Origin of the sequence: Pseudomonas sp. WS 5011 (assembly GCF_012985775.1) — a bacterium.
GTDB classification, from domain to species: Bacteria; Pseudomonadota; Gammaproteobacteria; order Pseudomonadales; family Pseudomonadaceae; genus Aquipseudomonas; species Aquipseudomonas peli.
This window is the reverse complement of record NZ_JAAQXA010000003.1, coordinates 1-18,150: the sequence shown is the minus strand read 5'-3', so window position 1 is coordinate 18,150 and position 18,150 is coordinate 1. Positions and strand designations below refer to the sequence as shown.

The following is an 18,150-nucleotide window of genomic DNA, read 5'->3' as shown; positions in this document are numbered from 1 at the left end:
GTCTGCGTGATTGGCTTGGCCTCACGGACCGAGGCAAATCGTCGCAATAGATAAAAGGCACGGCACTCGCCGTGCCTTTTGTTTTGCGCTCTGCGAAAATGCCCGCACTTTTTTACCGATTACTTTTCTCGGGAACTGCCATGACCGCCCTGAAGAACGACCGCTTCCTTCGTGCTCTGCTCAAGCAGCCTGTCGACGTCACCCCTGTGTGGATGATGCGCCAGGCCGGTCGTTACCTGCCGGAGTACCGCGCTACCCGCGCCAAAGCGGGTGACTTCGTCAAGCTGATGAAGAACCCGGAGCTGGCCTGCGAGGTCACCATCCAGCCGTTGGACCGCTACTCGCAGCTGGACGCGGCGATTCTGTTCTCTGACATCCTGACCATCCCCGACGCCATGGGCCAGGGCCTGTATTTTGAAACCGGCGAAGGCCCGCGTTTCAAGAAAGTCATCAGTTCGATGGCCGATATCGAAGCGCTGCCGATCCCCGATCCAGAGCAGGATCTGGGTTATGTGATGGACGCCGTGCGCACCATTCGCCGTGAGTTGAATGGCCGCGTGCCATTGATCGGCTTTACCGGCAGCCCCTGGACCCTGGCCACTTATATGGTTGAAGGCGGCTCAAGCAAGGACTTCCGCAAGTCCAAGGCCATGCTCTACGACAACCCGCAGGCCATGCACGCGTTGCTCGACAAGTTGGCGCAGTCGGTCACCGCCTACCTCAATGGGCAGATCAAGGCCGGCGCCCAGGCCGTGCAGATTTTCGATTCCTGGGGCGGTTCGCTGTCGGCGGCGGCGTATCAGGAATTCTCCCTGGCCTATATGCAGAAGATCATCGACGGGCTGATCCGCGAGCACGACGGTCGTCGCGTACCGGTAATCCTATTTACCAAGGGCGGCGGCCTGTGGCTGGAGTCGATGGCGGATAGCGGTGCCGAAGCGCTGGGCCTGGATTGGACCTGCGATATTGGCAGCGCTCGCGCCCGTGTCGGCCACAAGGTGGCGCTGCAGGGCAACATGGACCCGAGCGTGCTGTACGCCAACCCGGCGGCAATCCGCGCTGAAGTCGGGCGTATTCTCGCGGCTTATGGTCATGGCAGTGGTCAGGTGTTCAACCTTGGCCACGGCATCACCCCGGAAGTCGATCCTGAGCATGCGCGTGCCTTCTTCGAAGCGGTGCATGAGCTGTCTGGGCAGTACCATCAGTAAGCCCTGCACAAAACAAAGGCCGCTCATGCGGCCTTTGTTTTATCTGCGTGTTGCTCAGGGCTTACGCAGATCGCGTACGACCCTTACCAGCGCCAGCTGTTCGGCTTCGCTGAGCGTATCGGCGTAGCCGGGCATGGCACCTGGACCGTCCTGAATGGCTTCGAGGATGTCGCTGTCGCTGTTGTTGTCCTGCCATTTGGCCTTGCTCAGGTTCTGCGCAAAGTACAACCAGCCGCGCATGGTGTTGGCGCGGCCGTCTTCGGCGTGGCATTTGGCGCAGTGCTGACGGTACAGCTGCGGGCCATCCACTTCGGCAAGTGCGGGCAGGCTGCCGATCAGGGTTAGTGCGCTGAGCAGGCCGAGCAGCGCCGGCTTATTTAACATTGGCCAGGTTTCCTTTGAGGGCGACGCCCGCCATGATCGCGCCAGCGTGGCATTCATACTTCTGGCTATCCTTGTACTCGACGTTCTTGTAGTTGCTGGCCAGGTCGACCACGGCATTGGCACCGGCCGCTTTGGCCGCGTTCTGGAAGCGGATCAACGCGGACTGCAGGGCCCAGCTGCAGGCGGCTTCATCGCTCTTGTTGAAGGCGTTGGTCTTCTGGCTGGTGGTGACGCCAGACTTGACCACGCTGACCGCGCCAGCTGGTTTGTTGCCAGCCAGGTAGAACTTCACGCTGCCGTCGAGGCGGCCAGCGTTGAGGGCTTCCTGCACGACAGTCTCGAATGGCAGAAAGTGGGTGGTGTCACGCGCTTGGCTGACGGCAGGGAACAGGCCGATGCAGGCTGCTGCGAGAATCCAGGTTTTGGCGTTCATGGGTCGCTCCTTTTTATGAGGTTTTTCTGGGAACTGCTTTGGGTTGCGCAAAAAGAGGTTGCTGCCGTAGCCAGTGTAATCCAGCTGCTTTTTAGCTCCAGCGTTTGAAGATCAGCGACGTATTCACTCCGCCAAAAGCGAAGTTGTTGTTCATCACGTACTGGTGGCTCATCTGGCGGAACTCACCGCGCAGGTAGTCCAGTTCGCCGCAGGCCGGATCGACCGCATCCAGATTCAGGGTCGGCACATAGCTGTCTGAGTTCATCATTTCGATACTGAACCAGGACTCCAGCGCGCCACAGGCGCCCAGGGTGTGGCCGAAGTAGCTCTTCTGCGAGCTGATCGGCATCTGGCTGCCGAACAGTTCCTGGGTCGCCAGGGTTTCCGCGACATCACCCTGGTCGGTGGCAGTGCCGTGGCCGTTGACGTAACCGATGGCGGAGGGTTGTAAACCGGCATCCTGCAGCGCCAGCTCCATTGCTCCGCGCATAGTCGCCTGCACCGGTTTGGTAGCGTGCTGGCCGTCTGAGTTGCAGCCAAAGCCGACGATTTCTGCATGGATGGTCGCACCACGGGCCAAGGCGTGCTCCAGTTCTTCGAGTACCAGAATGCCGGCGCCTTCACCGATCACCAGACCATCGCGGCCACTGTCGTAGGGACGCGGCGAGGTGTGCGGTGCATCGTTTTTCAGGCTGGTGGCGTAGAGCGCGTCGAAGACCATGGCTTCGGTGGGGCAGAGTTCCTCGGCGCCGCCGGCGAGCATCATCGGCAGGCGGCCGAACTTGATCGCTTCATAGGCATAGCCGATGCCCTGGCTGCCGCTGGTACAGGCGCTGGAGGTGGGGATCAGACGACCCTTGAGGCCGAAGAAAATGCTGATATTGGCCGCCGTGGTGTGCGGCATCATGCGGATGTAGGAGTTGGCATTCAGGCCGTCGGCCACCGAGTTGAGCAGCATATTGCCGAACGCCTTGATCTCGTCGGTGCTGCCGGTGGACGAGCCGCAGGCCACGCCCATCCGACCGTCTTGAATGCGTTCGTCGCCGAGCAGGCCAGCGTGTTCCAGCGCACGTTCGGCGGCGTATACCACCAGTTTGGAGACGCGGCCCATGCTGCGGGTCTGTTTGCGATTCCAGTGCTTGGGCTGCACAAAGTCATCCACCGGGCCGCCGAGGCGGGTGTTCAGCTCGCTGAAACGGTCCCACTCGTGCATATAGCGGATGCCGCTCTTACCGGCCCTGAAGTTCGCTTCAATCGTCGGCCAGTCGCTGCCCAGCGAGGTCACGCCGGCCATGCCGGTGACTACCACCCGTTTGCATCCGCTCATCAGCACAACCCACCATTCACCGCGAGGACCTGGCGGGTAATGTAGGCCGCCTCCTCGGACATCAGAAAATTCACCGCGCCGGCCACTTCTTCCGGGGTGCCCATGCGCTGCGCGGGGACCATCTTGAGAATTTCCTCAACTGGCACATCGGCATCGAGGATTTCGGTATCGATCAGCCCGGGTGCGACGCAGTTGACCGTGATCTTGCGCTTGCCCAGCTCGATGGCCAAGGCCTTGGCCGCGCCGATGATGCCGGCCTTGGAGGCGCTGTAGTTGACCTGGCCGCGGTTGCCAATCAGCCCGGACACCGAGGTGATGCAGACGATACGCCCGGCCTTGCGCCGCCGCACCATGGGCATGGTCAGCGGGTGCAGCACGTTATAGAAACCGTCCAGGTTGGTGCGCATCACGATGTCCCAGTCGTCCTCGCTCAGCGCCGGGAAAGCGCCGTCGCGGGTCAACCCTGCATTACACACCACGCCGTAATACGCGCCGTGCTGTTCGACATCGGCCTCCAGCGCCGTGCGGCAGGCAGCGCGGTCGGACACGTCGAATTGCAGGATGCGCGCCTGCTGGCCCATTTCGATGATCTGCGCCTGCACCGCTTCGGCTTCCTCGCGGCGGGCGCGGCAATGCAGCACGATGTCATAGCCGCTTTTGGCCAGGCGCAAGGCAATCGCCCGGCCGATGCCACGGCTGGAGCCGGTTACCAGAATGGTTTCGCTCATGGCTGTTGTTCCTGAAAGTCTTCTTGAAGATAGCTGGCCACCTGAGGTGGCCGGAATACGTTAAGCCGCGCCAGGGCCTCGATGCCGGGACCGCGCAGCTGGCATTCGAACACGCCCATGCCGTTGTCATCCTGCAGCGAGCGGCTGGCATGGATATGCAGCTCGGCTCCGGCCGGGAAGCGCTCGACATTGCATTCGTACTTGCGCGTGCCAAGCAGAAAGCCCAGCTCCACCGGCTCGCCGCGCAGGCGTGCCTGGCAGCCAGCGTAGGCGGCGATGCTCTGCGCCATCAGCTCGATGCCGACCCAGGCCGGCAGGCTGCCGTCCTCCAGGTTGAACAGGCCGCCGTTGCGGATGGTCAGCTGGGTTTCGATGTCCTCATCGCCAAAGCGCAGCACCTGATCGATCAGGATCATGTCCGCGGCGTGGGGAATCAGTTCGGCGATTGGCCATTGGCTCATGGATGTTCTCCTGGCGTTTCGCCGTGCTCTTCACCCAAGAGCAGGCTGATATTGTTGCCGCCAAAGGCGAAGGAGTTGCTCATCAGTCGGCGTGGGCGGTTGTTGCTCAGGCGGGTTCCGGGCTGGACCAGATTCAGTGCCGGCAAGGCCGGGTCAGCTTGGCCATCCCACAGGTGCGGGGGGAGTAGCTGATCCGGGTTGTATTCGCTCAGGGTCAGCCAGCAGAAAGCCGCTTCCAGTGCCCCAGCCGCGCCAAGGGTGTGGCCGACCATGGACTTGCTCGATGAGCAGGGCACACCATGGGGGAAGATAGCCTGCACCGCCTGGCTTTCCATTGCGTCATTGTGTGTGGTGGCGGTGCCATGCAGGTTCAGGTAATCGACCTGATCAGCGCGGATCCCGGTTGCCGCCAGTGCTTTGCGCATGGCCGCCTGGGCACCAAGGCCATCGGGCTGCGGTGCGGAAATATGGTGAGCATCTGAGCAAGCGCCGCCGCCGAGCAGGGTGATTGGTACGGCACGCCGGGCTGCGCCGCTTAGCGGCTCTCTGGTCATTAAGAACAGCGCCGCCGCTTCGCCGATATTAATGCCATGGCGATTGACGGAAAACGGATTGCAGCGCTCTGCCGAGACCGCTTCCAGGGCGGTAAAACCATTCAGCGTCAGGCGACACAAGCTGTCCACGCCGCCGCAGATCACCGCATCGCACACCCCGAGGTTCAGCAGACGCTGAGCGCTCAGCAGCGCCCGCGCGCCCGAGGTACAGGCGGTGGAAATGCTAAAGCACGGCCCGCTCAGACCCAGCCAGTCACTGAGAAAATTCGCCGGTTCAGCCAGCTCCTGTTGCGCATAGTGATAATGCGCCGGCAACTCGCCCTCTTTGAGATAGGTGGCGATGCTCTGGCTGGCTTCCTCAATGCCCGAGGTGCTGGTGCCGAGTACCACGGCGATACGCTCGGCGCCGAAACGGCTGATAGCGGCGCGCAGTTCTGGCTCGATTTCCAGCGCGGCAGCCAGCAGCAGCTGGTTATTGCGGCTCGGCGGATGGCCCGGCAAATCGGGTAAATCAGGCAGGCTCCCCGGCACGGCACCTACGGTCAGCGCGCGCTCGGCTACCCAGCCGGTTTGCGCCTGCATGCCGCTGCTATTGCCGGCAAACAGTGCTGTCGCCACCGCCTGCTTGCCTTGGCCGAGGGCGCAGTTAAGGCCTAGTGCGTTGAGGTAGACCGGCATCAGGGAATCTCTTCGTCGGCGAGGGCATAGACCCGGTAACTCAGTACCTGGCCCTGGCTCAGGGTGAAATCCAGCGGCGCGTGGTAGTCGATCAGCCAGTGCGGATCAAGCCGGCGCTGACCGTCGGCCAGTTGCTGCCAGGTGTCGGGCGCATAGCTGGCGGGCAGCTTGTCGATCGGGGTGAGGGCGAACAGCAGGGCGGCGAACAGCTCCTGGGCCTCGCTATTGGGCGGCAGCAGGCCATCGGCGCGCCACTGGCCATTCTCCAGCAACTGCCGCGCCAGGGGCACGCCGAGTGGATCGAACAGCGACCAGCGCAATGCCGATTGTTCGGCCTGCACCACCAGCCACCAGGTCTGCTGATCCGCGCCTTGCTGGCGTTCGACGCGCAGCGCGGCGGGCAGTGGCGCACCAAAGGTCGGCGCGCTTAGCGGCAGCGGCGTGTGAGCGGCGCAGGCGCTGAGTAGCAGGCCTAGGCCGAGTAGGACAAGGCGTCTCATGCCGGAGTTGCCTCCAGCGGCTTGCGCGCCACCACATTGACCAGGGTTTCATTGCGTTGGCCGGCCGGCTTGGGTTTCATCAGCCCCCAGCGCTCCAGCAAGCCGAAGTCCTTGGAGCGACTCCACCATAGATAGGGATAGGAGATGTTGTCGGCGACAAATTCGAAGCCCTGGTCGCGCAACATAGCCAGATAGCCTTCGGCGCTTTTCTGCACATGCATCGGGTGGCGGAACAGCCAGCGGATCACCCAGGTATCGATATAGAACTGAGTGGATTCGGCGAACAGCAAGCGCCCGCCCGGCTTAAGCACGCGCCAGAATTCGGCCAGGGCCTGTTCCTGCTCGACCAGGTGGTGGAAGGTCTGGTGACAGAACAGCAGGTCGACGCTGGCATCCGGCAGGTCGATCGCGGCGCAGTCGCTGGCGATCAATTGCACATCTAGGCCCAGGCGCTCCGCCTCGGCACGCGAGCAGTCGAGGCTGTTCGGGTCGGCATCCAGACCGATTATCCGTGCAGGCGCAAACGCCTCCTCGAGCAGGCCGAAGGATTTGCCCTGGCCGCAGCCGGCATCCAGCAGCACCGGTGCTTCTGGCAGCGGGCCGGCGAACAGGCCGCGCAGGTCATTGATCGCCACGCGCAGCACATGGTGCTGCCAGACGTGGCTCTGCAAGAACCAGAAGCCGAAGCGGGTTTCCTCGACGTAGGTGGGTGAAGCAGGGGTGGCTTCGGGCATCGACTGTCCTTAGTTGAACCTCTTTACGAGCTTGCGAGCTAGAGCCATACAAGGCGAAAACAGGCGAGGAAGCGGAGTTTACTGCTGTAAATGAGCATTCCGAGCCTGTTTTTAACGCAGTAGGGCCGACGCGCAGCTGATCGTAATAGGTTCTCAGTTATTGGCGCAGAGTTCGGCCAGCACCCGCAGGCGGCGGCGCGGTTCGGCGACATAGGGGTTTTTCGCGTCCCAGGCGTAGCCTGCGAGGATCGAGCTGATCATCCGGCGGATTTCCGGCTGCGCCTTCTCGAAATAGATCACGTCCTGGAAGCTGCCGTCGTACCAGCCTTCGACATACACGCGGAAGGTGTCGACGCCGCGCTTGAGCGGGATGGCAAAGTCCTGCTCCCAGTCCACCGTCTCGCCGCTGAGCTGGCGGTGCAACAGGCCAGCGGCCATGCTCGCCGAACGCATGGCGATGGTCACCCCGGAGCTGAACACCGGGTCGAGGAACTCCGCCGCGTTGCCGAGCAGGGCAAAGCCTGGACCGTGCAGGGTTTTCACGTTGGCTGAGTAGCCGCCGATGGTGCGCGCCGGGGTGTCCCACACGGCATTCTTCAGTACCTTGTGCAGGCTGGGGGTCTCTTCGATAAATTGCTTGAGGCAGGCGTCCAGATCTTCCGGGCGGCCCTGATAGCGGGTGGCATCGGCCACCACACCGACCGAGCAGCGGCCGTTGCTAAACGGGATGGTCCAGAACCACACATCGCGCAGGGTCGGGTGGGTGGTGATCAGGATCTTCTCGCGGTCGAAATCGGTACCTTCGCTGCGGTCCTCGACGTGGGTAAATACCGCCTGGCGCACCGGGAAGTTCGACGGCGTGTCGAGGTCGAGCAGGCGCGGCAGCACGCGGCCGTAGCCGCTGCCGTCGAGGACGAATGCGCATTCCACCTGGTATTCGTGGCCATCGGCGAGGCGACGTACCGAGAGGCGCGGGCAGTCGCCGCTGAAATCGACGGCGAAGATTTCCTCTTCATAACGGATTTCCACACCCTGTAGCTCGGCCTGATCGGCCAGTAGCTTGTCGAAGTCGGCACGCAGCACCTGATAGGTCGAGCCCTGACCCTTGGTGAAGGTGTCGCGGAAATCGAACTCGGTGTAACGCTCACCCCAGCCAAAGGCCGCGCCATGCTTGGTCTGAAAGCCCGCCGCACGTACGGCGTCGAGCATCCCGGCTTCCTCGACGAAGTCCAGACAATGCGACAGCAGGCTTTCGCCAATCGAGAAGCGTGGGAAGCGCTGGCGCTCCAGCACTAACACGTCATGGCCGTTGCGCTTGAGCAGCGCCCCGGCAATCGCTCCGGACGGGCCGGCACCTATCACTACGACTTGGCGTTGTTCGACTTCAAGAGACTTCATAGCGGCTTCTGGCCTCATGCGTGGCGGCGTGTGGGTAAGCACCGGCCAGGGCCGGTAACAGGGTCGAGATCAGGCCCATCAGCATCAGGGCGAAATACAGTGCCGGGCTGATTATCTGCTGTTGCAGCAGCAGATTGAGAAAGATGATTTCAGTCAGGCCGCGGGTATTCAACAGCAGGCTTTCGCGCCACTGCCCCGCATAGGCGCGCCGCTGCCCAGCGGCCCAGCTCAGGCCCAGCCAGTTACCGGCCAGTTTGCTGATGATCGGCAGCAGCAACAGCGCCGTAAACTGCCAGGCAGAATACCCCAGCCAGGCCTCCTGCCAGTCGATCTGCAGCAAGCCGAAGGCCAGAATCAGCGGCACCGCCAGCCAGGTTTGCAGCCAGCGCTGCACTCCGGCGGGCAGTGGCAGGCGTAAGGGCATGCGCAGGGCGGTGAGCAGCAGCAGGTAGGCAATGCCGAACACCAGGGCATTCAGGTGCAGTTGCTGCATCACCAGCAACAGGGTGAGAAAGCAGCTGCCATTGAGGAGCGCGGAGCGCAACGGCAGCAGCTTTAACAGTAGCGGCAGGCTGGCGGCCAGCAGCGGCCAGAGCAGGGTGGCAGGGTCGCTGCTGCCCTGGGCAAGGCCGAAGATCAGCCAGCACAGTAAATCCATGATGATCGCCGCCTGCAGCAGCTGGCGGATCTTACCCACTGGATAACCGAGGTGCTGCAGATAGAGAAACAGTACCGGAATGGCGGTCAGTGCAAACAGCAGGCCCACGGCAATATCGGCCAGCAAGCCTTGCTCCGGCAGCAGCCAAACCGCGCAGGCCAGGCCGCAGAAGAACGGCACAAAGAAACTCGGCAGGGCAATCTGCAGGCTGCCCGGTTCCAGTTGCAGATCAACCACATCACTGAGTATATGCCCGAGCAACAGACAGAAGGCTACGCCATACAAGGGCTCCAGCCACACCGGGGCAAGCAGCTCGCTGGCGCCGAAGCCCAGCGGCGTGGTCCACAGCATCAGCAGCGGCAGGCCCAGAGTGGCCAGCAGCAACTGGCTGACAATCGGGATCAAGCGCAGGCGTTTGCCCAGCCAGGTCACCAGGGCAAATAGCGCGAGCAATGCCAGCCAGGCCAGGGCGATGCTCATAGCGTCTGCGCCTGCTTATCGGTGGCTGGCCGGGTGCCCGCCCAGGGTGCGAGCAGAAAGCAGAACAGCAGACCGAGACTGATTGCCAAACCGAAGTTGGCAATCGCCGGAGTGTCGCTGATCAGCAGCAGGCCGAACGACAGCCAGCTGGTCAGCGCCGAGAGCAGGGTGCCGAGCAGACTGACCGCCGGGCCGCCGATGTTCTCGCGCATCAGAATGGCGTAATCGACGCCGATGGCGGTGATCAACAGCAGGCCGAACAGGCTGAACAGCGTTAGCGGCTGGCCCAACCAGCCGAGACAGGCCAATGCCGCCAGTGCCGCCAGCAGCGGCAGGCAGACCACCCGCAACGCGCCGCCGAGGCCGAAGGGCAGGCACAACAGCAAGAGGATCGCCACGCTGGAGATGAACTTTAATTCGGCGGCGCTAAGTTGGGTGGCGCTGAACAGTGCGTTGAGTTCGCTGATCCGGTCCACCAGTTGCACCCCTGGCATGTCCTCGATCAGCGGTTTGAGCTCGGCACTGTTGCTCAGCCCTTGCAGGCTGACCAGTCCGGCCACACCCTCGGTATTAGCTCCGAGCCATAGCGGGCGCCAGGCCTCGCCCAGGGGGCTGGCCAGGGCTTGTTCAAGGCTGGCCTGGTTGTTCTGTTGCAGCTCCAGTAATTCGTTATGCAGCGCGGCCGGCGGGATGCCCAGGTCGAGCAGCGGTTGCCAGTGCTGCGGCAGTGCGCCCAGCGCAGCGCGCAATTCCTGCAACTGACTGTCAGGGGCGACCAGTTGGCTGAGGGCGCGGTAGTCACGCAGCTGGCCGTTTTGCACTGCCTGATCCAGACGCTGACTCAACGCGGCCTGGCGTTCCAGCAATTGCTGCGGATTCGCTGCGCGCACCAGAAAGAACTGGCTGGTGGGCTGTTGCCCGGTCAGCTCGGCGATACGCTGGGCCTCGGCCAACAGTTGCGGCTCCTGGCCCAGCCACTGGCGCAGGTCATTTTGTGTATGCAGCTGCCACAGCCCACCTGCACAAAACAGCAGTAGCAACGCCAGCAGCGGCGCGCTGCCGATCTTGGCCAGCAGGCGTACCCGGCCGGCCAGCAGGCGTTGGCTAAGGCTCAGCAGTTGCGGCGACGGGCTTAGCTGCAGGCCGCGTAGCCAGGCTGGCAGCAGGCATACCGAACAGAGGTAGGCGGCAATCAGCCCGGCGGCGGAGAACAGTGCGACCTGGGTCAGCGCTGGAAAAGGGGTAAAGGCCAGCGCCAGATAGCCGATCAGGTTGGTGCCCAGGCTCAGGCTCAGGCCTGGCAAGGTGGCGCGCAGGGCGCCCCAGCTGCTCCAGCCTTCGCTGCCCTCGGCGTTGCTCCAGCTTTTACTTAAATAGTGTTGCGGGTAGTCGGCGGCGACCCCGACCAGGCTGGCCCCCAGTACCAGAGTCAGCGCGTTGATCTGGCCGAATACCAATACGCAGGCGGTACAGCCGGCCAACAGCGCCATACCAATCGGCAACAGGCTGACCAGCACCCGCACGCGGCGGAAGGCCAGCAACAACAACAGCAGGGTGCCGAGGGTGGCGCCGCCGCCAATCAGGCTGATCTCGCGGGTCGCCTTGGCTTGTCCAGCGGCTGCGTACAACACGCCGCCCGCTGCCAGCAGTTGGCCGCCGGCGGTTTCGATCTGGGTGCGGGTAGCGGCGACCTGGGCGGCTATCAGCGGCGGTTCCTGCATATCGAAGGCGCTGCCCTGGGCGCTGGCACGCAGCAGGGCCCAGGTCATGCCAGGTTCTTCCAGCAGCAGTGCGCCGCTGCTCAGGTCGGCCTGGATACGGCTGCCGGGATTCAGCGCCTGTTGCGCGCGTAAGCCCAGGCCCAGCCAATCCTGCTCGATGGGCAGCAGGCTGAAACCGGCGAAGGTGTCGAATAGCTGGGCGGCGCGTTGTTCGATCAGTTGTTGCGGCTGCTCCAGCAACAGCTGGCGATCTGCCGTCGGCAGCAGGCTCAGGCGGTTGCTGCGCAGGTAGTCGCGCAGCGCCGCGAGGTCGTTGTCGACGCTCCACTGCACCTGAGCGAAGCGCCCGCTGCCGCGCCACTGCTTGCCCACCTGCTGTACCAGGGCAATCGCCTGGTCGCGCTGCGGGTGACCGATTAGCAGCAACAGGTCCCGATTGAGCGGCTCCTGCATACGCTGTTCAGCCTGCTGCACAAGTTCATCGCCATTGCCGGCCGGCAACAACGCGAGCATATCCGCAGCCACGGGCGGGCCGTTGCGCCATTGCCAGGCGGCGAGCGCCAGTAGGGCGGCGAGCAGCAGCAGAAAGCCGCGCGGCAGCCAGCGTTCACTGAGCAAAGTCGCGCCGCTCCTGCTCACTTAGTGCATCGCCGGCCTGGCTCTCGGGTAAGCGCAGCACGCTGTGGTCGCCCTGGGTTTCATGCAGCTCGATGCGCTGCACCAGCGCGCCGCCGTCGATCTGGATGCGGCTAAAAATCTGCTTGAGCAACACCGAGTTCGGCACCAGGCGCAGTTGCCAGGCGTCAGCTGTGCCGCTTAGTTGCAACTCGAAATCCCGCGCCAGGCCGCTGTGGTCGCCCTTGAGCACGGCGAGAAACAGCCGGCTCTGCTGGGCGGCGACATCCTGGCCGGGCTGCTGTTGCCAGCCGCTTGGCGTACGTTTGGCGATGCCCTGGCTGTCGATGCGGTAATCCTGCTTGAGCGGGCTTTGCAGCCGCCAGAGCAGGCCGAGGTCACGGCTCAACACAAACTGACCGCGACTGGTCAGTGGCTGCGGCAGGGCGCGCAGGTGCTTCTCCTGAATCAGCGGGCCGCGCACCACAGCAGGCTCGGCCAGCTGGGCGCTGAGCTGGTCGAGGTCGAAGGCCAGCGCATTCTGGCTCAGCAGCCAGAAGCCGAGGCCTGCCAGCAGGCGTTTCACGCCAGCACCTTTGCAACGGCGTCGATCAGCACCTTGGGCGAAGCGAACTGCATCTCGCGGGTGGCGATTTCCACCGCCACCTGCACGCTGCTGCCACGGGTCATGCGCTCGCCGGTTGCGGCATCGGTGATCAGGTAGTTGATCTTCAGACGGTTTTCCCATTCCACCAGATCGGCGCGCACGATGATCTTCTGACCAAACTGCGCGCCACGGATATAGCGCAGCTGCAGGTCGATCACCGGCCAGGCGTAGCCGGCGGCGCGCATCTGTATGTAGTTGTGGCCGAGCTTGTCGAGCAGGGCGCAGCGCGCTTCTTCGAAGTATTTGACGTAGTGGCCGTGCCAGACCACTTCCATCATGTCGACGTCGAAGAACGGCACCTGCAGTTCGATTTCCGCCTGCAATACGCCCTTGCTACGCATAGAGCCTCCAATGCTGCGCGCGGATGCGCGCCAGGCACAGGCGCAGTTCGGCTTCCAGGGCGCGGTCTTCGATCACCGGGTGGAAGTCCACGGCCAGCTGTTCACGCATGGCGGCGATCGGCGCGGGGATGTCGTTCTTGCCGTCGCGCTGGCGCAGCCACACGCCTTGGTTGGCGGCCAGCAAGGTGGCGGCGGCGACCTGCTCGGTCAGCTCCAGGCTGCGCAGGGCGTCGCGGGCGGCGATGGTGCCCATGCTCACCTTGTCCTGGTTGTGGCACTCGGTGGACCGCGAGAACACGCTGGCCGGCATGGTGTTTTTCAGGGCTTCGGCGGTCCAGGCGCTGGTGCCGATCTGTACGGCCTTGAAGCCGTGGTTGATCATCGCGCTGACGCTCGGTGCGCCGGACAGATTGCTCGGCAGGCCGTGGTTGTAGCGGGTGTCGACCAGCAGCGCGAGTTGCCGATCAAGCAGGTCGGCGACGTTGCCCACCAGGTTTTTCAGGCTGTCCATGGCGAAGGCGATATGCCCACCGTAGAAGTGCCCGCCGTGCAGCACACGCTCGGCCTCGGCGTCGATCAGCGGGTTGTCGTTGGCGCTGTTCAGTTCGGTTTCGATGAACTGGCGCAGCAGACCCAGGCTGTCGGCCAGCACACCCAGTACGTGCGGCGCACAGCGCAGCGAGTAGCGATCCTGCAGGCGGTGCAGTGGCGCGGTCGGCGCGTCGATGGCCAGATCCTGGCGCAGCCAGGCGGCGACTTGCATCTGCCCCGGGTGCGGCTTGGCGGCGAACAGGCGCTCGTCGAAGTGTTCCGGATTGCCCTCCAGCGCCACCACGTTAAGTGCGGTGATACGGGTGGCCAGCTTGAGCAGGTAATCGGCGCGCGAATAGGCCTGGCAGGCCAAGGCGGTCATCACGGCGGTGCCGTTCATCAGCGCCAGGGCTTCTTTCGGGCGCAGGGTCAGCGGCGTCCAGCCGAGTTCCTTATGCACATCGGCGGCGCTGCGGCGCTCACCTTTGAACATCACGTCGCGTTCACCGCTGAGGGTGGCGGCGACATAGGACAGCGGCGTGAGGTCGCCGCTGGCGCCCACCGAGCCTTCTTCCGGAATCAGCGGCAGCACATCAAATTCGAGAAACGCCTGCAGGCGTTCGAGCAGCTCCACGCGCACGCCGGAAACGCCCTGACACAGCGACTGCAAACGTGCAGCCAGGACGGCACGGGTGGCAGGCTCATCGAGCAGCTTGCCGAGGCCACAGCCGTGGAAGGTGTAAAGGTGACGCGGCAACGCTTCGACCTGGTGCAGCGGCACGGCCACTACGCAGGAGTCGCCGTAGCCGGTGGTGACGCCGTAAATCACGCCTTCCTTGTCCAGCAGGCTGTCGAGGAAACGCGCGCCCTTGGCGATTTTTTCACGGTAGGCGGCATCGCTTTGCAGCTGCGCCGCTGCGCTGCGGCTGGCCAGGGCGACAACCTGCTCGATGCTCAGGGGGCGCTCGCCAAACACGATGGGATCAGGCTGATGTGTCGTCATCTTCATTCCAGAACGGGTAGAAATTGAACCATTGCAGGGGCGCATCCAGACAGCGTTGCGCGAGCTGGTCGGCGTAGCGCTGGGTCCAGTGGCGGATCACCGCGTCCCGCTCGCTGCGCTTCCACTGCAGGCGCTCGGCGAAGGGCTCAATGATCACCTGGTAACGGTTATCGATTTTCAGGCAGTGAATCAGATTGACTGGGCATTGCAGCAGCCCGGCCAGCAGCCACGGGCCTTGTGGGAACGCGGCGGGCTTGCCGAGGAAGTTCACGTTAACTGTGCGGCTCCCGGTGAGCGGTACGCGGTCACCGGCAATTGCCAGCCATTCGCCGCGCTCCAGGCGCTCGGACAATTGCAGCATGATTGCCGCATCCAGCTCGCTGACTTGAATCAGCCGCAAGTGCGTGGCCCCGGCCTCACCGAGCAGGCGGTTGAACTGTTCGGCATGTTTGGTGTGCACCAACACGTTCATCGTCACCTGCTCGCCGAGTTCGGCCAGGGCGCGGCAGACTTCGAGGTTGCCCAGGTGTGCGGCCACCAGCATTTGTCCACGGCCTTCCTGGCGCAGCTGGGTGCAGGCGTTGCTTGGGTCGATCAGGGTTACCTGTTCCAGGCCGAGCTTGCCGTTCCACACGTCGAGCTTGTCCAGCAGGGTGTCGGTGAAACTCATAAAGTGACGCAGCACCGACAGGCGGCTGGGTTGCAGTTCGCGGCGTCCGCTCCAGGTGGCCAGGTTGCGCTGGTATTGATAAATGCTGCGTCGCGCTTCGGCGCCGAACAGGTAGAAATACAGCACGATCAGGTACAGCAGCGGGCTGATCAGCCGGCGGCCGAGCAGGCGCGCCAGCCAAGCGGTGAATTTCATCAGGATAAAGCTGCCGCGCTCACGTTGCCCGGCCCAGTGTGGCTGGCTCATCCGCGCCACCTGTGCCAGAGGATCTGCGGGGCGCGCAGTAACATGCCGAAGAACAGCTTGGCGTGCATCTTCGAGATCAGCGCGTTGTCGTGCCACAGGCGAAAGTGCGAAAGGCCGTCCAGCGGGTAATGCACCTGGGTCGGCAACCACTGCATCGGCTGATTGCGCCAGGCCAGGCGTACCAGTACTTCGGTGTCAAAGTCCATGCGCTTGCCCAGGGTTACCGAATCAATCAGTGCCAAGGTGGCCGGCAGCGGGTACACGCGAAAGCCGCACATGGAGTCGCGGATGCTTAGCGACAGGGTGTTGATCCACACCCAGACGTGGGTCAGGTAGCGCGCGTAGAGGCGGCCTTTTGGCACGCTCTCGTCGTACTGCGGGTAACCGCAGATCAGCGCCGCAGGAGCGGCTTGCGAGGCGTCGATGAAGCGCGGCAGATCACTGAGGTCATGCTGGCCGTCAGCATCCACCTGCAGTGCATGACTGAAACCCAGTCGCGCCGCTTCACGCAGGCCGGCCATTACCGCGCCGCCCTTGCCCTGATTCACCGCCAGCCGTACTAGGTGAGTGTCAGGCTGAACGGCCAGCTGATCTATCACCGCCGCGCAGGCTGGGCTGGAGGCATCGTCTACCAGCACGCAGGGCAGGCCGGCCGCGTGCAGCGCGGCGACCACCACGGGCAGCGCGTGTTCGTGGTTATAGACCGGGATCACCGCACAGGGGTTATGCACTGGCAGCTCCCAGCAGAATTCGCCCTGAGGAGCAGGCGGCCTCGCCGTTGCGGAAGGCGAAGTACAGCTTGCCGCGCGCGGCGTCGAAACGCAGGCTCAGCTGTAAGCGATCTCCCGGGCGCACCAGTTGCTGAAATTTCAGCACTTCCATGCCGCTGAAGCGTGGTGGCAGGTCCTTGATCAACTGACGCGCCAGTTGCTGCGCCCAATCGACTTGCACCACGCCTGGCAGTACTGGCGTTTTCGGGAAGTGACCGCTGAAGTGCGCCAGGTCCAGCGGCACCACCAGCTCCAATTGCCATTCACCGTCCTGCTCCACGGCCGACAGTGGTTCCACCTGGGTTGGCCGTGGCTCGGCCAGCATTGCTTCGACGGTGGCCTGGGCCAGCTTGCCCTGACTGTTATAGGGCAGCTGCGCGAGCAGGCGCCAACGGCGGGGCAGGGCGATGGCTTCGCAATGACCGGCCAGGTGGCGACGCAGGGTTTCGGTGACGGTCTTGCGCCCTTCATTGCGCAGCGCATGCAGGCCGGCTGGGTTCAAGGCTACTAGGGCGCCGAGGTAGGCACGGCCTTCCTGCAATACGCCGAGGCGCGCATCGCTGAGCCATTCGTGGCTGCTCAGTGCCTGTTCGAGCATGGGCAGGGAGATACGCTTTTCTTCCAGTTTGATAATCCGATCCAGGCGGCCGCGCAGGGCAAAGCGGCCGTCGGCCTGCAGTTCCACCGCATCGGCGGTCTGTTCGCGATGGCCGACGGGCAGGTAGGGGGAGGTCAGGTGCAGCGCACCTTCGGCGTTCTGTCCCAGTTCGACGCCGGCGAATGGCGTCCACAGCTCGCCACCCTGGCGCCAGGCGATGCCGCCGGTTTCCGAACTGCCGTAGATTTCCGTGGGCCATTGGCCAAGCAGGTGCTGCAGTTCGGCAGCAGTTTCCGCTGGTAGCGCGCCACCGGAGGAGAACACCTGGCGCACTGCACTTAGCGCTGGCCAATTGAGGTTGTCGCCCATGCGCTTGAGCAAAGCCGGACTGGCGACCCAGGCGAAATCGCTGCCGCTGGCCAGGCTTTCGCGTTGCAAGTCTTCGGGGAACGGCTGGGCACGGCGCAGAAACACGCGGCCGGCGCACAGCGGCCAGAGCACGCGAAACAGCAGGCCGTAGATATGCTGGGTGGCGACGCTGCCAAGAATGGTCGCGTTGCCCAGTTGCGCGCCCCACAGTTGCTCCAGGGCGGTCACTTCATTGGCCAGCTGGCGCAGGGGTTTGTCGATCAGCTTGGCTTCGCCGCTGGAGCCGGATGTGCACAGGGTCAGCTGGCACTGGTCGAGATCGAGTGGGGCTGGCTGCAGCGCAGCGCTGTCGGCGTTAAGAAGGCCATCAAGATTGTCCAGCCACAGGTCGCACTGCGTACTCATACGTTGGCGGGTCTGCGGCTGCGCATCGGCTGGCAACAGCACAGCAATCCCGGCGCGCCAGGCGGCCAGCAGGGCGATGGCCAGTTCACCGGCATCGTCGAGGTACAGCGCCAGGCGTTTTACGCCACGGCCTTGCAGCTCAGCCGCCAATTGCAGGGCATGCTGGCGCAGCTGGGGGTGATCCAGGTCCGCGCTTACTGCGCGACCGGGGTGGGCGTCGAGCAGCAGGTGCTCGAGGGACAGCCAGTTCATTCATGTCTCCTAACACGCTGGCGCACCAGCCACTCACCCGCAAACAGCAGGCCCATCAGGCCGTAGGCAATCAGCCCGGTATACAGCGTCCACCAGCTCAGCGGTGCCCAGATATTCAGCGCCACCACCACCAGACCGTTGGCCAGGAAGAACCCGGCCCAGACCTGGGTAACAGTCCGCGTGTAGCGCACGGCAACCTCCGGCAACTGCGGCTCGGTCAGGCGCGCCAGGCGCTCGATCAGCGGTGGGCCGAACTTCAGGCTAAGGCCGAACAGCGCCAGCAGCAGGCCGTTAAGGAAACTCTGAAGAAGACTTCCTGATTTTGGCAAAATGCCCGGATTCCACCCGCCGAGTTTTCCAATGAAGCAGATGACCTTCGCCGACGCCGAGTATGCCGGTAAGCGCAAACAGACCCGCAA

The 18,150-nt window shown here is 63.7% G+C and carries 18 protein-coding genes and 1 pseudogene; 1 reads left to right on the top strand and 18 read right to left on the bottom strand.

Features of this window, described 5'->3' with window-relative positions; translation table 11 throughout:
- Positions 1–140 precede the first annotated feature (140 nt).
- Positions 141–1,208 carry a uroporphyrinogen decarboxylase gene (hemE, locus tag HBN63_RS04155; RefSeq protein WP_170048513.1) on the top strand — a complete coding sequence of 356 codons (1,068 nt, stop codon included), beginning with the start codon at positions 141–143 and terminating at the stop codon, positions 1,206–1,208.
- Between the two features lie 54 nt (positions 1,209–1,262).
- On the opposite strand, the gene HBN63_RS04150 is transcribed toward hemE, so the two are convergent.
- The 18 genes and pseudogenes from HBN63_RS04150 to HBN63_RS04065 form a co-directional block, all read right to left on the bottom strand.
- Positions 1,263–1,592, bottom strand: a complete 330-nt coding sequence (locus HBN63_RS04150; protein WP_170048512.1) for a cytochrome c — start codon at positions 1,590–1,592, stop codon at positions 1,263–1,265.
- Complete coding sequence (locus tag HBN63_RS04145) at positions 1,582–2,025, bottom strand: excinuclease (protein ID WP_170048511.1); 444 nt, start codon at positions 2,023–2,025, stop codon at positions 1,582–1,584. The genes HBN63_RS04150 and HBN63_RS04145 overlap by 11 nt, the downstream gene beginning before the upstream one ends.
- A gap of 91 nt (positions 2,026–2,116) precedes the next feature.
- Positions 2,117–3,352, bottom strand: coding sequence for a beta-ketoacyl-ACP synthase (locus HBN63_RS04140; protein ID WP_170048510.1), 1,236 nt, complete (start codon positions 3,350–3,352; stop codon positions 2,117–2,119).
- Positions 3,352–4,080 carry a 3-oxoacyl-ACP reductase FabG gene (gene fabG / locus HBN63_RS04135; RefSeq protein ID WP_170048509.1) on the bottom strand — a complete coding sequence of 243 codons (729 nt, stop codon included), beginning with the start codon at positions 4,078–4,080 and terminating at the stop codon, positions 3,352–3,354. Before fabG ends, HBN63_RS04140 begins: the two co-directional genes overlap by 1 nt.
- Positions 4,077–4,541, bottom strand: coding sequence for a hotdog family protein (locus tag HBN63_RS04130; RefSeq protein WP_170048508.1), 465 nt, complete (start codon positions 4,539–4,541; stop codon positions 4,077–4,079). The genes fabG and HBN63_RS04130 overlap by 4 nt, the downstream gene beginning before the upstream one ends.
- Complete coding sequence (locus HBN63_RS04125; protein ID WP_170048507.1) at positions 4,538–5,773, bottom strand: beta-ketoacyl-[acyl-carrier-protein] synthase family protein; 1,236 nt, start codon at positions 5,771–5,773, stop codon at positions 4,538–4,540. The genes HBN63_RS04130 and HBN63_RS04125 overlap by 4 nt, the downstream gene beginning before the upstream one ends.
- On the bottom strand, positions 5,773–6,273 hold the full coding sequence (locus HBN63_RS04120) for a DUF3261 domain-containing protein (protein WP_170048506.1): 501 nt from the start codon (positions 6,271–6,273) through the stop codon (positions 5,773–5,775). The genes HBN63_RS04125 and HBN63_RS04120 overlap by 1 nt, the downstream gene beginning before the upstream one ends.
- Positions 6,270–7,007: a class I SAM-dependent methyltransferase gene (locus tag HBN63_RS04115; protein WP_170048505.1), complete on the bottom strand. Its 738-nt coding sequence runs from the start codon at positions 7,005–7,007 to the stop codon at positions 6,270–6,272. The genes HBN63_RS04120 and HBN63_RS04115 overlap by 4 nt, the downstream gene beginning before the upstream one ends.
- A gap of 153 nt (positions 7,008–7,160) precedes the next feature.
- Positions 7,161–8,405 carry an NAD(P)/FAD-dependent oxidoreductase gene (locus HBN63_RS04110; RefSeq protein WP_170048504.1) on the bottom strand — a complete coding sequence of 415 codons (1,245 nt, stop codon included), beginning with the start codon at positions 8,403–8,405 and terminating at the stop codon, positions 7,161–7,163.
- A complete protein-coding gene (locus HBN63_RS04105) occupies positions 8,392–9,543 on the bottom strand; it encodes a sodium:proton antiporter (protein WP_170048503.1) in 1,152 nt (383 codons plus the stop codon). Before HBN63_RS04105 ends, HBN63_RS04110 begins: the two co-directional genes overlap by 14 nt.
- A complete protein-coding gene (locus tag HBN63_RS04100; RefSeq protein WP_170048502.1) occupies positions 9,540–11,882 on the bottom strand; it encodes a hypothetical protein in 2,343 nt (780 codons plus the stop codon). Before HBN63_RS04100 ends, HBN63_RS04105 begins: the two co-directional genes overlap by 4 nt.
- Positions 11,872–12,465 carry an outer membrane lipoprotein carrier protein LolA gene (locus tag HBN63_RS04095; RefSeq protein WP_170048501.1) on the bottom strand — a complete coding sequence of 198 codons (594 nt, stop codon included), beginning with the start codon at positions 12,463–12,465 and terminating at the stop codon, positions 11,872–11,874. The genes HBN63_RS04100 and HBN63_RS04095 overlap by 11 nt, the downstream gene beginning before the upstream one ends.
- Entirely contained in the window at positions 12,462–12,887 is a 426-nt protein-coding gene (locus HBN63_RS04090) for an acyl-CoA thioesterase (protein ID WP_170048500.1), read from the bottom strand. Before HBN63_RS04090 ends, HBN63_RS04095 begins: the two co-directional genes overlap by 4 nt.
- The gene (locus tag HBN63_RS04085) at positions 12,880–14,421 is read right to left on the bottom strand and encodes an aromatic amino acid ammonia-lyase (protein WP_170048499.1); all 1,542 of its coding nucleotides are present in this window, start codon (positions 14,419–14,421) and stop codon (positions 12,880–12,882) included. The genes HBN63_RS04090 and HBN63_RS04085 overlap by 8 nt, the downstream gene beginning before the upstream one ends.
- Positions 14,402–15,337 carry a glycosyl transferase gene (locus HBN63_RS04080; RefSeq protein WP_160085733.1) on the bottom strand — a complete coding sequence of 312 codons (936 nt, stop codon included), beginning with the start codon at positions 15,335–15,337 and terminating at the stop codon, positions 14,402–14,404. Before HBN63_RS04080 ends, HBN63_RS04085 begins: the two co-directional genes overlap by 20 nt.
- Positions 15,334–16,068, bottom strand: a complete 735-nt coding sequence (locus HBN63_RS04075; protein WP_170048498.1) for a glycosyltransferase family 2 protein — start codon at positions 16,066–16,068, stop codon at positions 15,334–15,336. Before HBN63_RS04075 ends, HBN63_RS04080 begins: the two co-directional genes overlap by 4 nt.
- Positions 16,061–17,731: an acyl-CoA synthetase family protein gene (locus HBN63_RS04070; RefSeq protein ID WP_170048497.1), complete on the bottom strand. Its 1,671-nt coding sequence runs from the start codon at positions 17,729–17,731 to the stop codon at positions 16,061–16,063. The genes HBN63_RS04075 and HBN63_RS04070 overlap by 8 nt, the downstream gene beginning before the upstream one ends.
- Positions 17,728–18,150 (bottom strand): annotated as a pseudogene (locus HBN63_RS04065) (hypothetical protein); the annotation flags it as partial. The gene HBN63_RS04070 and the pseudogene HBN63_RS04065, both read right to left, overlap by 4 nt.

What these genes read in the sequence shown, in the direction of transcription:
- hemE (WP_170048513.1), top strand. Translation starts at nt 141, where the DNA reads ATGACCGCCCTGAAGAACGACCGCTTCCTTCGTGCTCTGCTCAAGCAG.
- HBN63_RS04115 (WP_170048505.1), bottom strand. Translation starts at nt 7,007, where the DNA reads ATGCCCGAAGCCACCCCTGCTTCACCCACCTACGTCGAGGAAACCCGC.
- HBN63_RS04140 (WP_170048510.1), bottom strand. Translation starts at nt 3,352, where the DNA reads ATGAGCGGATGCAAACGGGTGGTAGTCACCGGCATGGCCGGCGTGACC.
- HBN63_RS04070 (WP_170048497.1), bottom strand. Translation starts at nt 17,731, where the DNA reads ATGAACTGGCTGTCCCTCGAGCACCTGCTGCTCGACGCCCACCCCGGT.
- HBN63_RS04080 (WP_160085733.1), bottom strand. Translation starts at nt 15,337, where the DNA reads ATGAGCCAGCCACACTGGGCCGGGCAACGTGAGCGCGGCAGCTTTATC.
- HBN63_RS04090 (WP_170048500.1), bottom strand. Translation starts at nt 12,887, where the DNA reads ATGCGTAGCAAGGGCGTATTGCAGGCGGAAATCGAACTGCAGGTGCCG.
- HBN63_RS04125 (WP_170048507.1), bottom strand. Translation starts at nt 5,773, where the DNA reads ATGCCGGTCTACCTCAACGCACTAGGCCTTAACTGCGCCCTCGGCCAA.
- HBN63_RS04150 (WP_170048512.1), bottom strand. Translation starts at nt 1,592, where the DNA reads ATGTTAAATAAGCCGGCGCTGCTCGGCCTGCTCAGCGCACTAACCCTG.
- HBN63_RS04105 (WP_170048503.1), bottom strand. Translation starts at nt 9,543, where the DNA reads ATGAGCATCGCCCTGGCCTGGCTGGCATTGCTCGCGCTATTTGCCCTG.
- fabG (WP_170048509.1), bottom strand. Translation starts at nt 4,080, where the DNA reads ATGAGCGAAACCATTCTGGTAACCGGCTCCAGCCGTGGCATCGGCCGG.
- HBN63_RS04120 (WP_170048506.1), bottom strand. Translation starts at nt 6,273, where the DNA reads ATGAGACGCCTTGTCCTACTCGGCCTAGGCCTGCTACTCAGCGCCTGC.
- HBN63_RS04130 (WP_170048508.1), bottom strand. Translation starts at nt 4,541, where the DNA reads ATGAGCCAATGGCCAATCGCCGAACTGATTCCCCACGCCGCGGACATG.
- HBN63_RS04085 (WP_170048499.1), bottom strand. Translation starts at nt 14,421, where the DNA reads ATGACGACACATCAGCCTGATCCCATCGTGTTTGGCGAGCGCCCCCTG.
- HBN63_RS04145 (WP_170048511.1), bottom strand. Translation starts at nt 2,025, where the DNA reads ATGAACGCCAAAACCTGGATTCTCGCAGCAGCCTGCATCGGCCTGTTC.
- HBN63_RS04110 (WP_170048504.1), bottom strand. Translation starts at nt 8,405, where the DNA reads ATGAAGTCTCTTGAAGTCGAACAACGCCAAGTCGTAGTGATAGGTGCC.